Source organism: Cupriavidus sp. 01T418, assembly GCF_056398885.1.
The window spans coordinates 194,815-209,700 of the sequence record NZ_JBFTQG010000003.1; the positions used below are offsets into that span (position 1 = coordinate 194,815).

11 protein-coding genes are annotated in these 14,886 nt (G+C 65.3%); 7 read left to right on the top strand and 4 right to left on the bottom strand.

The genetic code is table 11. The features are described 5' to 3' along the window. Positions 1 to 6 precede the first annotated feature (6 nt). Both AC1DQ3_RS05120 and AC1DQ3_RS05125 read left to right on the top strand, forming a co-directional pair. Positions 7 to 891, top strand: a complete 885-nt coding sequence (locus AC1DQ3_RS05120) for an alpha/beta fold hydrolase (RefSeq protein ID WP_477119096.1) — start codon at positions 7 to 9, stop codon at positions 889 to 891. A gap of 397 nt (positions 892 to 1,288) precedes the next feature. Beyond that, complete coding sequence (locus AC1DQ3_RS05125; RefSeq protein WP_477119097.1) at positions 1,289 to 1,867, top strand: acyloxyacyl hydrolase; 579 nt, start codon at positions 1,289 to 1,291, stop codon at positions 1,865 to 1,867. A 32-nt stretch (positions 1,868 to 1,899) separates the two neighbouring features. Here the strand turns inward: AC1DQ3_RS05125 and AC1DQ3_RS05130 are convergent, their stop codons facing one another. Then, the gene (locus tag AC1DQ3_RS05130; RefSeq protein WP_477119098.1) at positions 1,900 to 3,414 is read right to left on the bottom strand and encodes an aminotransferase-like domain-containing protein; all 1,515 of its coding nucleotides are present in this window, start codon (positions 3,412 to 3,414) and stop codon (positions 1,900 to 1,902) included. A gap of 348 nt (positions 3,415 to 3,762) precedes the next feature. On the opposite strand from AC1DQ3_RS05130, the gene aptA reads away from it, so the two are divergent. The 3 genes from aptA (at position 3,763) to AC1DQ3_RS05145 (ending at position 8,189) form a co-directional block, all read left to right on the top strand. After that, positions 3,763 to 5,094: an omega-aminotransferase AptA gene (gene aptA, locus AC1DQ3_RS05135; RefSeq protein ID WP_477119099.1), complete on the top strand. Its 1,332-nt coding sequence runs from the start codon at positions 3,763 to 3,765 to the stop codon at positions 5,092 to 5,094. A gap of 37 nt (positions 5,095 to 5,131) precedes the next feature. Further along, positions 5,132 to 6,649, top strand: coding sequence for a CoA-acylating methylmalonate-semialdehyde dehydrogenase (locus AC1DQ3_RS05140; RefSeq protein ID WP_477119100.1), 1,518 nt, complete (start codon positions 5,132 to 5,134; stop codon positions 6,647 to 6,649). A 148-nt stretch (positions 6,650 to 6,797) separates the two neighbouring features. Beyond that, positions 6,798 to 8,189 (top strand): amino acid permease, encoded by a 1,392-nt coding sequence (locus AC1DQ3_RS05145; RefSeq protein WP_477119101.1) that lies wholly within the window; start codon positions 6,798 to 6,800, stop codon positions 8,187 to 8,189. Positions 8,190 to 8,198: 9 nt separating this feature from the next. Here AC1DQ3_RS05145 and AC1DQ3_RS05150 read toward each other — a convergent pair whose 3' ends face one another. Beyond that, positions 8,199 to 9,605, bottom strand: a complete 1,407-nt coding sequence (locus AC1DQ3_RS05150; RefSeq protein ID WP_477119102.1) for an aminotransferase-like domain-containing protein — start codon at positions 9,603 to 9,605, stop codon at positions 8,199 to 8,201. 190 nt (positions 9,606 to 9,795) lie between these two features. On the opposite strand from AC1DQ3_RS05150, the gene AC1DQ3_RS05155 reads away from it, so the two are divergent. Continuing rightward, on the top strand, positions 9,796 to 10,134 hold the full coding sequence (locus tag AC1DQ3_RS05155; RefSeq protein WP_477119103.1) for a DUF2917 domain-containing protein: 339 nt from the start codon (positions 9,796 to 9,798) through the stop codon (positions 10,132 to 10,134). 116 nt (positions 10,135 to 10,250) lie between these two features. On the opposite strand, the gene AC1DQ3_RS05160 is transcribed toward AC1DQ3_RS05155, so the two are convergent. Continuing rightward, positions 10,251 to 10,673: a BrnA antitoxin family protein gene (locus tag AC1DQ3_RS05160; protein ID WP_477119104.1), complete on the bottom strand. Its 423-nt coding sequence runs from the start codon at positions 10,671 to 10,673 to the stop codon at positions 10,251 to 10,253. 36 nt (positions 10,674 to 10,709) lie between these two features. Continuing rightward, positions 10,710 to 10,973 carry a DUF4258 domain-containing protein gene (locus AC1DQ3_RS05165; protein ID WP_477119105.1) on the bottom strand — a complete coding sequence of 88 codons (264 nt, stop codon included), beginning with the start codon at positions 10,971 to 10,973 and terminating at the stop codon, positions 10,710 to 10,712. Between the two features lie 555 nt (positions 10,974 to 11,528). Here AC1DQ3_RS05165 and icmF point away from each other — a divergent pair. Continuing rightward, on the top strand, positions 11,529 to 14,825 hold the full coding sequence (gene icmF, locus AC1DQ3_RS05170; protein WP_477119106.1) for a fused isobutyryl-CoA mutase/GTPase IcmF: 3,297 nt from the start codon (positions 11,529 to 11,531) through the stop codon (positions 14,823 to 14,825). The last annotated feature ends 61 nt before the right edge of the window (positions 14,826 to 14,886 follow it).

A 14,886-nucleotide genomic window follows, 5' to 3' on the forward strand; every position in this document is an offset into this window, starting at 1 on the left:
TTTGCCGTGTTCGAAGGTTTTACCCCGCACCGCATCCGATGCGGCGAAGTGGAGATCAACGCCATTGTCGGCGGCCACGGGCCGGCCTTGCTGCTGCTGCATGGCCATCCGCAAACGCATGTGATCTGGCACAAGGTGGCCGATACGCTGGCGCGGCAATTCACCGTGGTCGCCACCGACCTGCGCGGCTATGGCGACAGCGGCAAGCCCGCCGGCTTGCCCGATCATGCCAACTACAGCAAGCGCAGCATGGCGCAGGATCAGGTGGCGGTGATGCGCGCGCTGGGCTTCGAACGCTTCCTTGTGATGGCGCACGATCGTGGGGCGCGCGTGGCGCACCGCATGGCGCTGGACCATCCGGATGCCGTGCAGCGGCTGGTCACGCTCGATATCGCACCCACGCTGGCGATGTACGAACAGACCAGCCTGCAGTTCGCGCTGGCGTATTACCACTGGTTCTTCCTGATCCGGCCCGCGCCGTTTCCCGAGACCCTGATCGAGGCCGACCCGGCGCTCTACCTGCACAGCACCATGGGCAGCCGCAGCGCCGGACTGGCACCGTTCACCGTGGCGGCCATGGCGGAATACCTGCGCTGCCTCAGCCTGCCCGGCGCGGCGCATGGCTTGTGCGAGGACTACCGCGCCAGCGCCTCGATCGATCTCGGGCACGATCGCGCCGACCTGGCCGCGGGGCGCCAGGTCGAGTGCGAGATGCTGGCGCTGTGGGGCGAGCAAGGCGCGGTGGGCCGCTGCTTCGCGCCGCTGGAAGAGTGGCGCAAGGTGGCGCGCCGCGTGCGTGGCAAGAGCCTGCCGTGCGGGCACTACATCGCCGAGGAAATGCCGGCACTGCTGCTGGAGGAGACCGTGCCCTTCCTGCTGGGCGCAAGCTGATCGCGTGGGGCACGCGGTCGCGAAGTCCGGCACGGGGTTGACGCAACGTTGCAACACGGCGGCGGCACCGCGCGCATTACGCCGCCTGGAAGCGCATAATCGCTGACCATTACGTCAGGCCCCGGCCGGTTCTACGTCGGTCTCAACATACATTCACGGATGGATGTATAATTTCGAAATGATTCGCTTGTCCCCAAGCGTTTGTTGCGGAAATGGACCATGACTTACCGTTTTATTGCCGGATGCATTAGCGCTTGGCTCGCGATCTGCATGACCGCGGGTTGGGTGATGGAACGCCTCTGGTCTTGAGTACGGGTGGTCGGCTTTGCCGCTGGGAGGTGGCAAGGTTTTCGCTGGAACTTGCCATTCTTCGCGGTACTTACTACCCACGATGCACATGATCAACGATAAGAAGAATGCCGGCCTTGCCCACCGGTTAGCCGCACCTATCAAGGCGCTTGGCGCCATGGCCGCCCTTGGTGCCTGCGCGCTGGCGCATGCCGATCCCGGCGTGCACGTGGCCTTCGGCCGCGATCCTGGCCACAACATCAACAAGTACGAAGTCGGCATCAACTGGGATTCCGGCTTTGCCTGGGGCAACCAGCAGGGCTGGCTGGCCAAGCTGCAATGGGAAGCCGAACTGGCCGAATGGAACACCCTCAGCGGCGCCAATCATCAAAACGTGACCGAATTCGGCTTTTCGCCGATCTTCCGCGTGGAAAAGCGCGGCGGCTCGATGGTGCCGTTCCTGGAGGCTTCAGTTGGTGTGCGCATGATGAGTCACAAGGCCACCTCCGACTATCATCGCTCCGGCAGCCTGTTCCAGTTCTCCGACATGGTTGGCGTGGGCATGGCATTCGGTCCCAAGACAGCGTATGAAGCTGGCTTCCGCTATCAGCACGTCTCCAATGCCGGTATCAAGCAGCCCAATCCGGGCAGCGGTTTCTACACCGGTTACGTGCGCTATCGCTTCTGAACCGGCAAGGATGGCGGGGCCCGGGCTGATGCTCAGGCCAGCTTGACCGTGCCGGCACGCGGCGCGCGCGCGGTGCGGGAGGCAGGCTCAGGGAGTCCTGCTTGCACGGACTGGGTTTCCCCGCTGCGCTGCGTGTCGAAAAAACGCCATAGCGCGGGCGCGTCGGTGGTCGCGACATTGAACCGTATCCACGGCGAGTCGCCTTCTTCCGGCTCGAAGTAGGAGCCTGGCGCCAGCCAGATACCATGTTCCAGCGCCAGCGTCGCCAGCCGGTTGCCCGACGGGGCGGCCTGCTCGTGCCCTGCGTCTGGCCGCATGCGCGCCCAGGCGAACATCCCGCCTTCCGGGCGCAGCAGCACTTCCAGCCCGTGTGCTTCCATTTTCTCCGTGATCCGGTCCTGCTGGGCGCGCAGCCGTTCGGCCAGCGCTGCCACATGGCGGCCATAGTGGCCGCTGGTCAGCACGGAATACACCAGGCGTTCGGTGACTTCCGACGACGTCAGCCCCACCGCCATCTTGGTGCGGGCCAGTGCCTTGGCCAGTTCAGGACTGGCGGCCAGATAGCCCACGCGCAGCGACGGCGTGATGGTCTTGGAAAAGCCGTTCACGTAGATCACGTGAGAGAGGCCGTCCATGGCCGCCAGCATGGGCGAGCCGGGCGGCGCCAGCTCGCGGTAGATATCGTCCTCCACCACCAGCAGCCGGTATTGCTCGGCCAGTTGCAGCACGCGGTGCGCATTCATGCTGGTGAGCGTGCCGCCGGTGGGGTTCTGCAGCACGGTGTTGACGAACAGTGCGCGCGGCGCGTGGTGGCGGATGGCGTGGTCGAGCGCGTCAGTGTCCAGCCCGCTGGCAGTGCGGCGCACGCCGATTACCTGCAGCCCGGCCAGACGCAGGATCTGCAGCAGGTTGCAGTAGCACGGGTCTTCCACCAGTACCGTGTCGCCCGGGCGCAGCAAGGTGCGCACCACCAGGTCCAGCGCCTGCGTGGCGCCCTGGGTCAGCACCACCTGCTGGGCCTGCACCGGCATGCCGTACAGGCTGAGGCCGGCAGCGATATGTTCGCGCAGCGCGGCGAAGCCGTAAGGATGGCCGTAGCCCGAAACCTGCGCCGCCGGCACCCGCGCCGCGGCGCGCATGGCCTGGTGCAGCCCTTCCTCGTTGAGCCAGTCGCCGGGCAGCCAGCCCGCGCCCGCCTTGATGGGCACGGAATGGTCGGCGAACACGTCGGACAAGAGCCAGGCGGCGTTCAGCCCCGGCGCCTCCCAGCGCGCCGCCGGCGCCTGGCCGGCCGGCGCGTGGCGGTGCGCCACCGTATAGCCCGAACCGACCCGCGCGCTGAGGTAACCCAGCGCGGTCAGGCGGCCGTAGGCCTCGGCCACGGTAAAGGTGCTGACCCCATGCTGCCGGGCGAAGCGCCGCACCGAGGGCAGCGCCACGCCGGCGCGCAGCACGCGCCGGTCCACCAGGCTGGCAATGCCGGCCACGATCTGCTCGGTCAGGGTATCGCCGCTGCGCCGGCTGCGGACGAGTTCAAGGTTAAGCATGCGTCATATTCAAGAATGGGCCTGTACAGTTTAGTGGCCCAGGCGGTGCGATGGGAAGCGACTTCGTCCAGGGCGGCATTGCGGCACTGCAGCGCGAAACCGGCTTCCGGGGCCAGATTGCGTGCCGCGACGGGCGTCCGGGCCAGGTTTCCGGCAGGCCGGCACCGATCGCGTTTTTTACGAATCTGTACGGTTGTCCTAGCCTTGCCTGTACGGTAAGGCGATGTTTTGCCGACCGTATATTCTTTAAGCGGGGCCGGGTCGCTACAGTGGCCGCATTCGCCAGAATCACTCGACAACCCTGGTGCGGCGCCATTGCCGCCCAAGCCAATGCCCTGAGGAGGACGTATGGATGCCGCCAAGACCGTGATCCCCGATCTCGACGCCCTGTGGATGCCGTTTACCGCCAACCGCCAGTACAAGGCGGCGCCGCGCCTGCTCGCCTCGGCCAGCGGCATGTATTACACCTCGCATGACGGCCGCCAGATCCTGGACGGTTGTGCCGGCCTGTGGTGCGTGGCTGCCGGCCACTGCCGCAAGGAGATCTCGGAGGCGGTTGCGCGCCAGGCACAGACCCTGGACTACGCGCCGCCGTTCCAGATGAGCCACCCGCTGACCTTCGAGGCTGCCACCAAGCTGGCCGCCATCATGCCGGCCGGGCTGGACCGCATCTTCTTCACCAATTCGGGATCGGAATCGGTCGACACCGCGCTGAAGATCGCGCTGGCGTATCACCGCGCCCGTGGCGAAGGCCAGCGCACGCGCTTTATCGGCCGCGAGCGCGGTTATCACGGCGTGGGCTTCGGCGGCATGGCGGTGGGCGGCATCGGCGGCAACCGCAAGGTCTTCTCGGCCAACCTGATGCCCGGCACGGACCACCTGCCGGCCACGCTGAATATCGCCGAGGCCGCCTACTCCAAGGGCCAGCCGCAATGGGGCGCGCACCTGGCCGAGGAACTGGAGCGCATCCTGGCGCTGCACGATCCGTCCAACGTTGCCGCCGTGATCGTCGAACCGCTGGCCGGTTCGGCCGGCGTGCTGGTGCCGCCGGTGGGCTACCTGGAAAAGCTGCGCGAGATCACCAGCAAGCACGGCATCCTGCTGATCTTCGACGAAGTCATCACCGCCTTCGGCCGCCTGGGCGCGGCTACCGCCGCCGAGCGCTTCAAGGTCACGCCGGACCTGATCACCATGGCCAAGGCCATCAACAACGCGGCCGTGCCGATGGGCGCGGTGGCGGTCAGGCGCGAAGTGCACGACACCGTGGTCAACTCCGCAGCGCCTGGCGCGATCGAGTTCCTGCACGGCTATACGTATTCCGGCCACCCGCTGGCCGCGGCCGCGGCCATCGCCACGCTGGATATCTACAAGAACGAGAACCTGTTCGGCCGGGCCGCCGAGCTGGCGCCGAAGTTCGAGGCCGCCGTGCATGCCGTGCGCGGCGCCCCGCATGTGAAGGACATCCGCAACCTCGGCCTGGTCGCCGGCATCGAGCTGGAGCCGCGTCCCGGCCAGCCGGGCGCGCGCGGCTACGAAGCCTTCCTCAAATGCCTGGAGCGTGGCGTGCTGGTGCGCTACACCGGCGACATCCTCGCTTTCTCGCCGCCGTTGATCATCACGGAAGCGCAGATCGGCGAAATGTTCGACACCGTGACGAAGGTCCTGCAGGAAGTACAGTGATTGCAGTGATTGCAGAGACAAGACAAGGAACACTGACGTGAACATCGCAGAAAACCGGCAGATCGCCGACATCGCGCACTACATCGGCGGCACCGTGCGCGCCGCTTCTTCGGATCGTTACGCCGACGTCTTCAACCCGGCCACCGGCGCCGTGTCGGGGCGCGTGGCGCTGGGCTCGGCACAGGACGTGGATGCCGCGGTGGCCGCCGCGCATGCGGCCTTCCCGGCCTGGTCCGATACCGCGCCGCTCAAGCGCGCGCGCATCCTGTTCAAGTTCAAGGAACTGCTTGACCGCCACCATGACGACCTCGCCGCGCTGATCACGCGCGAGCACGGCAAGGTGTTCTCGGATGCCAAGGGGGAAGTGACCCGCGGCATCGAGGTGGTGGAATTTGCCTGCGGCATTCCCAACCTGCTCAAGACCGATTTCACCGACAACATCGGCGGCGGCATCGACAACTGGAACCTGCGCCAGCCGCTGGGCGTGGTGGCCGGCATCACGCCGTTCAATTTCCCGGTGATGGTGCCGATGTGGATGTTCCCGGTGGCGCTGGCCTGCGGCAACACCTTCGTGCTCAAGCCGTCCGAGCGCGATCCCTCGCCCTCGCTGCTGATCGCCGACCTGCTCAAGCAGGCTGGCTTGCCGGATGGCGTGTTTAATGTGGTGCAGGGCGGCAAGGACGCCGTGGACGCCCTGCTGGCGCACAAGGACGTGCAAGCGCTGTCCTTCGTCGGCTCCACGCCGATCGCCGAATACATCTACACGGAAGGCACCAGGCACGGCAAGCGCGTTCAGGCCCTGGGCGGCGCCAAGAACCACCTGGTGGTGATGCCCGACGCGGACCTCGACCAGGCCGTGGATGCGCTGATCGGCGCGGCCTACGGCTCGGCCGGCGAACGCTGCATGGCGATCTCCGTGGCGGTGGCGGTGGGCGATGTGGCCGACAAGCTGGTGCCGCGCCTGGCCGAACGCGCGCAGGCGCTGAAGATCCGCAACGGCATGGAAGCCGATGCCGAGATGGGTCCGCTGGTGACCGCCGCGCACAAGGCCAAGGTGGAGGGCTATATCGCCAAGGGCGTGGACGAAGGCGCCAGGCTGGTGACCGATGGCCGTGGCCACAAGGTCGATGGCCATGAAGACGGCTTCTATGTGGGCGGCACGTTGTTCGACAACGTCACGCCGGACATGACGATCTACAAGGAGGAGATCTTCGGGCCGGTGCTGTCGGTGGTGCGCGTGCACGACCTGGCCCAGGCGGTGGACCTGATCAACGCGCATGAGTTTGGCAACGGCGTGTCGTGCTACACCAGCGACGGCGGCGTGGCGCGCGCGTTCTCGCGCCAGATCCAGGTTGGCATGGTGGGTATCAACGTGCCGATTCCGGTGCCGATGGCGTGGCATTCCTTTGGCGGGTGGAAGCGTTCGCTGTTTGGTGATCACCACGCTTACGGCGAGGAAGGCATCCGGTTCTATACGCGCTACAAGAGCATCATGCAGCGCTGGCCGGACAGTATTGGCAAGGGGGCTGAGTTCACGATGCCGGTGGCCAAGTAAAAGCAAGTCACGCTGCTGGTGATCGCGGCGCAGGAAGGCGCGGCCTTGCGGCCGCGCCCTGCGATCCGAAAGTGGCGAACTCGCCGGCACCCCGCGCTAGAATACGTGGCTTTTCAAAAGCCGCCCAGCGCGCCAGGAGTTCCCGCCGATGAGTCTGTTCCGCACCAAGAACATCGAGGCCATGCTGGCCGCTGCCCGCGACGATGGCCTGAGAAAGGTGCTTGGCCCGGTCGACCTGATCCTGATGGGCATCGGCGCCATCATCGGCACCGGCATCTTCGTGCTGACCGGCACCGGCGCGCTCACCGCCGGCCCCGCGCTGACCGTCTCCTTCGTGATCGCGGCGCTCGCGTGCGGGTTTGCCGCCCTGTGCTACGCCGAGTTTGCTTCGGCGATTCCCGTCTCCGGCTCCATCTACACCTACAGCTACGCCACCCTCGGCGAGATCGTGGCGTGGATGATCGGCTGGGACCTGATGCTCGAATACGGCCTGGCGACCTCGGCGGTGTCCGTGGGCTGGTCCGGCTATTTCCAGTCGCTGCTGGCGGGCTTCGGCCTCCACCTGCCGGCCGTGCTCACCGCGGCGCCGGGCGCGGTGCCAGGCGTGCAGACGCTGTTCAACCTGCCCGCCGCGCTGATCATGCTGGCCATCACCTGGGTCGTGTCCTATGGCGTGCGCGAGTCGACGCGCCTCAACAACGTGATGGTGGCCATCAAGATCGCGGTGGTGCTGCTGTTTATCGCGGTGGGCGTGTGGCACGTCAGGCCGGCCAACTGGCACCCGTTCGCGCCGTTCGGCCTGGACGGCATCTTCAATGCGGCGGCGCTGGTGTTCTTCGCCTTTATCGGCTTCGACGCCGTGACTTCGGCCGCCGAGGAGGTGCGCAACCCGCGCCGCGACCTGCCTATCGGCATCATCGGTTCGCTGGCGGTGTGCACCGTGCTGTACGTGACGGTGGCGGCCATCATGACGGGCATCGTGCCCTTTGCCAGGTTCGCCGGCATCGACCACCCGGTCTCGCTGGCGCTGCAGTACGCGGGGCAGAACTGGGTGGCGGGCTTCGTCGACCTGGGCGCCATCCTGGGCATGACCACGGTGATCCTGGTGATGACCTTCGGCCAGACCCGCATCATCTTCGCCATGTCGCGCGACGGCCTGCTGCCCGAGCGCTTGTCGAAGGTGCATCCGGTGCATGCCACGCCGTACATCGCTACCTGGACGGTGGGCCTCGTGTTCGCGTTTATCGCGGCGTTCGTGCCGCTCAACGTGCTGGCGGAGCTGATCAATATCGGCACGCTATCGGCCTTCACGCTGATCTCGGTGGCGGTGCTGGTGCTGCGCAGGACCCGGCCGGAGCTGCCGCGCGCGTTCCGCTGCCCCGGGGTGCCGGTGGTGCCGCTGCTGTCGGTGGGCTTCTGCCTGTTCCTGATGGCCCACCTGCGGGCAATGACCTGGATCGCCTTCCTGGCCTGGCTGGCGATTGGCCTGGCGATCTACTTTCTCTACGCGCGCCGCAACGCGGTGCTGCATGGCGGCTGACGCCTGCCTTCAGGGTTCGCGCGCGCCCGCCTCCTGCAGGAAGGCCAGCGCGCGCGGCTCTTCGACAAAGGCGGAATTGATGCGGATCCAGGCCGAGGTCTCGCCGCCCGGCCGGAAGTAATTGCCAGGCGCCAGCGTGACGCCGTGCTGCTCGGACAGCGTCACCAGATCGCGCGAATCCTCGATCCCGCGCGTACGCGCCCACAGGAAGTTGCCGCCCGCCGGCTCGCAATAGACTTCCCAGCCAAAGCCGGCCAGGCGCCGCACCGCGCCCGCGGTGGCCTGCCGCACGCGCAGGCGCAGCCGTTCCATGTACTTGCGGTAGCCGCCGCGCTCCAGCAAGGCCGTGGTCACGGCTTCGGCGAAATGCGAGCCCGCCACGCTGGTGAGCACCTTCACGTCCACCAGGTCCTTCACCAGCGCCTTGTCGGCCACCAGGTAGCCGACTCGCAGCGAGGCCGACACCGTCTTGGAAAAACCACCGATATAGATCACGTGTTCGAGCTGGTCGAGCGTGGCCAGGCGATCCGTGAAGTGGGTCTGGAAGTCCGAGAAAATGTCGTCCTCGACAAAGCGGAAGCCATGCCGCCGCGCCAGCTCCAGCAGGCGGAACGCCACCGGCGGTGCCAGCGTCGAGCCGGTCGGGTTCTGCAGCACGCTGTTGGTGAAGAACAGCTTGGGCTTGTGCTCGCGCAGCAGCGCCTCGGCGGCGTCCGGGTCCGGGCCGTTGCGGGTTTGCGGCACGCCCACCAGCCGCACGCCATGCAGGCGCAGCAGGCCGAACAGATTGTAGTAGCCGGGGTCTTCCACGAACACCGTATCGCCCGGCTTGAGCAGGCGCCGCACCACCAGGTCCAGCGCCTGGCTGGCGCCGGCGGTGACCAGTACCTGGGGCAGTTCGGCGGCAATGCCGAGCTGCCGAACGCGAGTGAGCACATGCTGGCGCAGTTCCGGAACGCCCATCGGCGTGCCGTAGTGGACCAAGCTGCCGATGTCGGTGCGCGAGACCTGGCGGATCGCCTGGGTCAATCCTTCGATATCGTGCCAGGTCTCGGGCACGAAGCCGCCCGCCAGTTTCAGCGTGGCGCTGGGGTGGTTGAACTGCTCCAGGATATGGCCGGACAGGTCCTCGGCCAGGCTGGGATCCGACCAGCCGTTGGCGGCCCGCGCCAGCAGCGGGCTGTCCGCGACGAAGAAGCCCGAGCCGTGGCGGGAGTCGAGCAGGCCCTGCGACACCAGCCTGTCATAGGCCTCGATCACCGGGAAGCGGCTGATGCCATGCTCCGCCGCCAGTTGGCGGATCGACGGCAGCCGCGCGCCGGGACGCACCTCGTGCGTGCCGATCCAACTCTTCACCTCGTTGACGATCTGGTCGGTCAGGGGCACGCCGGTGGCGGGAACCAGGGTCAGCTTCATGGCGGGGGGCGCAGGCGGCAACGTTGAAGTGTCAGGAAAAACTACTGAACAGTGCATGGAAAACTGTTCGCAACTGTTCATGGAATTGTAGTGGCCGCCGTGAATAATGGAAGGCATGCGGAAGAGGGTGCCCGCACCGGCCCGGCCGGGCGGCACGAGACATGTCCGCAATGCAGAAAGGAGTGGCGAAATGCGTGAACTAAGGATCTTCGAACTGGATGAACCCGGCCGGCCGGTAAGCTGGCGCGCCCTTGAAGGGCAAAGCGTGAAGGTGCTGGACGGGCGCCTGTGGCTGACGCTGGAGGGCCACCACGCCGACATCTGGCTGCTGCCGGGCGCCGTGTGCGCGCTGCCGGCAGGCGCCACGGTATGGCTGTCGGGCGAGAGCGAGGGCGCGCGCTTCACGCTTGCCGAGTCGACGGCACCCCTGTGGTGGCGCTGGCTCCGCGGCCTGAGCGGCGCGCTCGGGCGCCGGTTTGGCGAGCGCCGGAACATCGGCGTCGGCGAATGCCCGGAGCCGGGTCTCTGATGTGATGCAGGCCGGCTTGCGCGGGAACGTGGCGCCACGGAGAGTGGCAGGCTCCTGGCGACGGAAAAGAAAAAACCCGCCACTTCGGCGGGTTGGCTTGCGGACCGATGTTCGTCTCAAGCAGCGCGCTTTTGGGAGCTCGCGTGTCCGTGTTCTGCGTGTTCCGACTTCTTTTCGAGTTTCTGCTCTGCGTGCTCTGTCTTTTTAGTGCGTCGCTGCGCTGCAGGCTCGACATGCCCGGTAACTTCCTGCCGGCGTTCGTTCGCATATTGAACCGCGAGCCGCCTCATTTCTGACTCTGCAAAGCGGCGCAGTGCTTCGCGCATCAATGGTTGATAGCCAATGCCATGCTCTTGGGCCAGGAACTTGAAATCTTCAATCAGCGACTTCTGAAGGCGAATCGACACCGCTTGCAGGCCAAGGGCCTGATCTACTTCCGCTGATGCTTCGGGTACTACGACTGCGTACTCTTCATCGTTTCCCAACTCGCCATTTTCCCACGCTTCAACGGTACCGGGGATTTTCTTGGCGTTGCTCATGTGCTGCTCCTGATAGCTAGTCGGTGTTAACGCCGCTTATTTTGACTTGCGCCGGTAACTGTCCACAGTGGGCTGCGCCGGTTCGTATGCGGTCTTGAGAAAGATCTTGCCGTCCTTTGCGATGTACACAACCTTCAGCATCCGGCCGTGGTCGGTCTCAGCGCAAAACCATTTCGTAGGTGGGTCCGATGCATGTTCTTCGCGGTCATCAATCAGGATCGGCCCCTCACGGTTGAGAAAAGCTTGATTGATTTCGGCCTCAGTAATGCCGCCATGTTTCTGCGCGAGCTTCTCCTGCACGCGTGGTGTGATGACTAATTTCCACCGCGCTCACTCCATGTATATACGGACAACCGTGTGGAACTCAAGTCCCTGACGGCGCGTATGGTTAATGTGTGTCGTTTGGTGCGCAATGTGCTCAATGATTGATCGGAAATTGAGCAGGTCTCCCATTGTTGTGTATATACACGACTGAGCGCAAGAAGTTTCTCTTGGCCATACAGGCCGCTGCGCGGTGCTTCGATGCTGATCACTCAGGGCCGCGTCAGCCCTCTCTGGGGAGGTTGCCCCGCCTCATTCGGACATCGAATCGTAAAGTAGCCTAAAAGACGCAATACTCGGGGCGCAGCCGTCCGCCGGTGCGACCTGCTACTCAAATTTTGAGTAGCCCGCGACAGCGGATTTGCTGATGCTGTCGGTCAGTACCGCTAGTAGACAGATCGTTGTAACCTCACGACATATCACCCCACAGCAGCACAAATTGGTAGCCAGGTGGGCAGCTAGAGAGATTTCAGGCTACCAGCACTGACCGCAAAGCCTTATAGAACAACGGTTTCAGGTTTAGGGTGGAGACAAATGACCGATCTTTCCGATGTCCAGAAGAGTGCCCAACCCAGCGCTCCCCATCAGGCGCAGGGACCGAAAGGCCCCGTCAACAAGGTGCGTTTTGTTACCGCGGCCGCGCTGTTCGATGGCCACGATGCCTCCATCAACATCATGCGGCGCATCCTGCAGTCCTCTGGCTGCGAAGTGATCCATCTCGGCCATAACCGCTCGGTGGAGGAAGTGGTCAATGCGGCCTTGCAGGAAGACGTGCAAGGCATTGCGATATCCAGCTACCAGGGCGGGCACGTCGAGTATTTCAAGTACATGGTCGACCTGCTGCGCCAGCGTGGTGGCGAGCATATCCAGCCGTTCGGCGGCGGCGGCGGCGTCATCGTGCCGGATGAGATCCGCGAGTTGCAGGCCTATGGCGTGGCGCGCATCTTCAGCCCGGAAGATGGCCAGCGCCTGGGCCTGGCGGGCATGATTGCCGACATGGTGCAGCGCTGCGATATCGACCTGGCACGCTATGCGCCCACCACGCTCGATGCGGTGAAGGGGGGCGACCGCCGCGCGCTCGCGCAAGTGATCACGGCGTTGGAAAACGGCAAGGCGGATCCGTCGCTGGCCGACGCGCTGCGCGCCGAAGCGGCCAAGGTGAGGACGCCCGTGCTGGGCATCACCGGCACCGGCGGCGCGGGCAAATCCTCGCTGAGCGACGAGCTGATCCGCCGCATCCGGCTGGACCAGCAGGATAAGCTCCGCATTGCGGTGGTCTCGATCGATCCCTCGCGCCGAAAATCCGGCGGCGCGCTGCTGGGCGACCGCATCCGCATGAACGCGATCAACCACCCGAACATCTTCATGCGCTCGATGGCCACGCGCGAGGCTGGCTCCGAGATCTCGCAGGCGCTGCCCGATGTGCTGGCGGCGTGCAAGGTGAGCGGCTTCGACCTGATCCTCGTCGAGACCTCTGGCATCGGCCAGGGCGACGCTGCCATCGTGCCGCACGTGGACGTGTCGCTCTATGTGATGACACCCGAGTTCGGCGCTGCCAGCCAGCTGGAGAAGATCGACATGCTCGACTTCGCCGATTTTGTCGCCATCAACAAGTTCGACCGCAAGGGCGCGCAGGATGCCTGGCGCGACGTCGCCAGGCAGGTGCAGCGCAACCGCGAGCAATGGCACGCCAAGCCCGAGGAGATGCCGGTGTACGGCACCCAGGCGTCCCGCTTCAACGACGACGGCGTCACCATGCTCTACCAGGGCCTGCGCGAAGCGCTCCATGCACGCGGTATGCATGCGCCGGCCGGCGTGCTGCCGCAACTGAGCGGTCGCATCTCCACCGGCCAGAACGTGATCGTGCCGCCAGCGCGCAACCGCTACCTGGCCGAGATTGCCGACACGGTGCGCGCCTACCACCGCCGCGTGGACGCGCAGAGCCGGCTGGCCCGCGAGCGCCAGCAACTGCGCGAGGCGCGCCGCATGTTGCAGGCCGCGAGCGATAGCGCGGATACGGGTGAAGCCCTGCAGGCGCTCGCCACCGAACGCGACGCTGCAATGGGTGCGCAGGAGCGCAAGCTGCTGGCGATGTGGCCGGAGATGCGCAAGGCCTACAGCGGCGACGAATACGTGGTGAAGATCCGCGACAAGGAAATCCGCACCACGCTCACCACCACCACCTTGTCCGGCACCACGGTGCACAAGGTGGTGCTGCCGGGCTTCGAGGACGACGGCGAAGTGCTCAGGTGGCTGATGCGCGAGAACGTTCCTGGCAGCTTCCCCTACACCGCCGGTGTGTTCGCGTTCAAACGCGAGAACGAGGACCCCACCCGCATGTTCGCCGGCGAAGGCGATGCCTTCCGCACCAACCGCCGCTTCAAGCTGGTTTCCGAGGGCATGGACGCCAAGCGCTTGTCCACCGCCTTCGACTCCGTCACGCTGTACGGCGAGGACCCGCATACGCGCCCGGACATCTACGGCAAGGTCGGCAACTCGGGCGTGTCGATCGCCACGCTCGACGACATGCAGGTGCTGTACGACGGCTTCGATCTGACCAGCCCGTCCACTTCCGTGTCGATGACCATCAATGGTCCGGCGCCCACCATCCTGGCGATGTTCATGAACACCGCCATCGACCAGCAGCTCGACAGGTTCCGCGCCGACAACGGCCGCGATCCCACCACCGACGAAGAAGCCAAGATCCGCGCCTGGGTGCTGCAGAACGTGCGCGGCACGGTGCAGGCCGACATCCTCAAGGAAGACCAGGGCCAGAATACGTGCATCTTCTCCACCGAGTTCTCGCTCAAGGTGATGGGCGATATCCAGGCCTACTTCGTCCATCACCAGGTCCGTAATTTCTACTCGGTGTCGATCTCCGGCTATCACATCGCGGAGGCCGGCGCGAACCCGATCTCGCAACTGGCGTTCACGCTGTCGAACGGCTTCACCTATGTGGAGGCTTATCTCGCGCGCGGCATGCATATCGACGATTTCGCGCCCAACCTGTCGTTCTTCTTCTCCAACGGCATGGACCCGGAATACAGCGTGCTGGGCCGCGTGGCACGCCGCATCTGGGCGGTGACCCTGCGCGACAAGTACGGCGCCAACGAGCGCAGCCAGAAGCTCAAGTACCACATCCAGACCTCCGGCCGATCGCTGCATGCGCAGGAGATCGATTTCAACGACATCCGCACCACGCTGCAGGCGCTGATCGCCATCTACGACAACTGCAATTCGCTGCACACCAACGCCTACGACGAAGCCATCACCACGCCCACTGGCGAATCGGTGCGCCGCGCACTGGCGATCCAGCTCATCATCAACCGCGAGTGGGGCGTGGCCAAATGCGAGAACCCCAACCAGGGCAGCTTCCTGATCGATGAGCTGACCGGCCTGGTGGAGGAAGCGGTGATGCAGGAGTTCGAGCGCATCGCCGAGCGCGGCGGCGTGCTGGGGGCCATGGAGACCGGCTACCAGCGCGGCAAGATCCAGGAGGAGTCGCTGTATTACGAGCAGCGCAAGCACGACGGCACGCTGCCCATCATCGGCGTGAACACCTTCCGCAACCCCAGCGGCGAGCCCACCAGGCAGACACTCGAGCTGGCGCGTTCCAGCGAAAAGGAGAAGCAAGGTCAGCTCGCCCGGCTGGCGGATTTCCATGCACGCCATGCGGATGCGGCGCCGGCCATGCTGCAGCGCCTGCGCCAGGCCGTGATCGACAACGACAATGTGTTCGCGGTGCTGATGGATGCGGTGCGCGTGTGCTCGCTGGGGCAGGTCACGCATGCGCTGTTCGAGGTGGGAGGGCAGTACCGCCGCAATATGTGATGTATCTGCCAGGGGGCTGTTTCGTGCACGCCCCCTGCGTTAAACTTGCCGTTTGCGTAAA

What these genes read in the sequence shown, in the direction of transcription:
- AC1DQ3_RS05125 (WP_477119097.1), top strand. Translation starts at nt 1,289, where the DNA reads ATGATCAACGATAAGAAGAATGCCGGCCTTGCCCACCGGTTAGCCGCA.
- AC1DQ3_RS05130 (WP_477119098.1), bottom strand. Translation starts at nt 3,414, where the DNA reads ATGCTTAACCTTGAACTCGTCCGCAGCCGGCGCAGCGGCGATACCCTG.
- aptA (WP_477119099.1), top strand. Translation starts at nt 3,763, where the DNA reads ATGGATGCCGCCAAGACCGTGATCCCCGATCTCGACGCCCTGTGGATG.
- AC1DQ3_RS05145 (WP_477119101.1), top strand. Translation starts at nt 6,798, where the DNA reads ATGAGTCTGTTCCGCACCAAGAACATCGAGGCCATGCTGGCCGCTGCC.
- AC1DQ3_RS05150 (WP_477119102.1), bottom strand. Translation starts at nt 9,605, where the DNA reads ATGAAGCTGACCCTGGTTCCCGCCACCGGCGTGCCCCTGACCGACCAG.
- AC1DQ3_RS05155 (WP_477119103.1), top strand. Translation starts at nt 9,796, where the DNA reads ATGCGTGAACTAAGGATCTTCGAACTGGATGAACCCGGCCGGCCGGTA.
- AC1DQ3_RS05160 (WP_477119104.1), bottom strand. Translation starts at nt 10,673, where the DNA reads ATGAGCAACGCCAAGAAAATCCCCGGTACCGTTGAAGCGTGGGAAAAT.
- icmF (WP_477119106.1), top strand. Translation starts at nt 11,529, where the DNA reads ATGACCGATCTTTCCGATGTCCAGAAGAGTGCCCAACCCAGCGCTCCC.